The organism is Halopiger aswanensis (genome assembly GCF_003610195.1).
Taxonomy (GTDB): domain Archaea; phylum Halobacteriota; class Halobacteria; order Halobacteriales; family Natrialbaceae; genus Halopiger; species Halopiger aswanensis.
In genome coordinates this window covers 1-1952 of sequence record NZ_RAPO01000008.1, presented here as the reverse complement: position 1 = coordinate 1952, position 1952 = coordinate 1, and the positions used below count along the sequence as shown (strand labels likewise).

2 protein-coding genes and 1 pseudogene are annotated in these 1952 nt (G+C 55.9%); all 3 read left to right on the top strand.

Annotation, left to right across the window (positions count from 1 at the left end; translation table 11 throughout):
* Positions 1-416, top strand: a 416-nt coding sequence (locus ATJ93_RS22055; protein WP_245977804.1) for a DUF7342 family protein, incomplete at its 5' end; no start/stop codon positions are given.
* Positions 416-926 (top strand): annotated as a pseudogene (locus ATJ93_RS24635) (hypothetical protein). The gene ATJ93_RS22055 and the pseudogene ATJ93_RS24635, both read left to right, overlap by 1 nt.
* Before the next feature lie 134 nt (positions 927-1060).
* Positions 1061-1952: transcription initiation factor IIB (locus tag ATJ93_RS24630; protein WP_147376676.1), on the top strand; the 892-nt coding region annotated here is incomplete at its 3' end.

The following is a 1952-nucleotide window of genomic DNA, read 5'->3' as shown; positions in this document are numbered from 1 at the left end:
CTCGCACGACAGCGGATGATGAACTCCAGCGACTGCAGAGTGACGACTGGGTCAGAGAAACGACGATTGATGGGACGAAAGCGTACGACTTGAACCCTGTTCGAATGCTCTTCGACGAAGTGACTGACCTGATCGATGAGTATTCGCGCGACGAGCTCGAGAGCCAGCTTACAGAGTTGAAGACGGAACAAGAGGAGTTGGCTGCAGAATACGACGTCAGTTCACTCACAGAGTTTCGGGAACAACTCGCTGGGGAAGATCTATCGGCTGCGGAGCTTCGTGAGCGTCGCAATGTCGTCGAAACCTGGGAGGCAATCAACACGGAACTCAGGCTCGTGAAGCACGCTCTCCAGTTATACGATGACGTTGTTGGCCTTTCCTCACCTGAAAGTGGCTCTCATTCGACATTTGTCTAATGGTCGTTTTTCTTGCTAACCGGGCTAACTTGCAGAGCAAGCGCCTGCACGATCGTATCCAGAATCGACTCACCCCCGAATTCGACAACGTTCGACGGCGGCGTGCCGAGCCACGCGAGGCAGGTCCATATCGGGTTGTCGGAGAGGTGGACCCACGTCAATTCCTCGACGACGAGACGTACCCTACAACGACGGCTCGAATCGAAATCGGATTTCAGATCCAGACAAGTGATCCATATGAGCACTACTGGTTCAATTGGATCGAGCCCGACCGAAGTCTGCTAGTTGGCTGGCACCAAGACGATATGCACACCGATCTCGGACAAGTTCATTTACAAGTAAATAAGGGATCCTCAGCTATTGATCATCAGCCAGCCCGGTTCATCGACTCACATCCACTCGATGTTATCGAACAACGATTAGGAGAACTCCCCAGTGCCGTCCACGCTGTTGAGTGGGGATGATCATACCCCCATTGGATTCAATTCATCTGCTTCAGTTATTGGATAGACGAACCAGCTACAGCCTGAGTTTTGCCTTCAAGTGGGTTCCGCAAACAGTCACATCAGTAGTACCCTCAAGGCGGTTTGTTACCCCGAGGAGGAGTGACGGGGCGACCAGTCAGGTGCCTCGTCGGAGACATGATGGCTACAGATCAGACCGTCAGCAGTCGCTCTACTCGAGATGCATCGCAACAGTCGCAATCGACATTGGCGTGTCCCGAGTGCAGTGGCACACTCATCACAGCGAACCGCGAAACGCACTGTCGAGAGTGTGGCTTGATCGTCGACGAAAACCAGATTGACCACGGTCCCGGATGGTTCGCCTCGGATGAAGACTCGAGCCAGCGTCGAACGGGTGCCCCACTCACTGCAGGGCGACACGATCGCGGACTGTCGACCGAGATCGGCAGAGACAGAGATGGACAGGGGAACACACTCTCGGGGCGAAAACGCCGTCAGCTCAATCGCCTTCGACGCGAACATCGACGGAGCCAGTGGCGTTCGAAGCGTGAGCGGAATCTGGCGACTGGCCTCGGTGAAGTTCGCCGTCTCGTGAGCGCGCTCGGGTTATCTGACTCACTGCGGGAACAGGCGTGTTCGCTCTTTCGACGCGCTCAGAAGGAAGACCTCTGTCGTGGCCGATCACTTGAGGGAGTCGCAGCAGCCAGCGTGTATGCAGTGAGCCGCTGTAATGGACTCGGGCGTACCCTTGAGGAGATCAGTCAGGTGGCAACGTGCTCACGATCACAGCTCGAGTGTGCGTATTCGGTGATGAACACCGAACTCGAGCTACCCACTGCAGTGCCACGTCCCCAGAATGTTCTCCCACGACTCACAGCCGAATTGGGGGTTTCGAACGATGTCCAGCATCGGGCACTCGAGCTAGCGGCACTTGCAGAGGACGCGGGGATAACGATCGGGTGCCAGCCACACGGATTCGCTGCGGCCTGCCTCTACAGGGCGGGACACGAACTCGGATACTTGATAACGCAGCAGGAACTGGCAGAGGTAGCGAGCACGTCACCAAAAACAA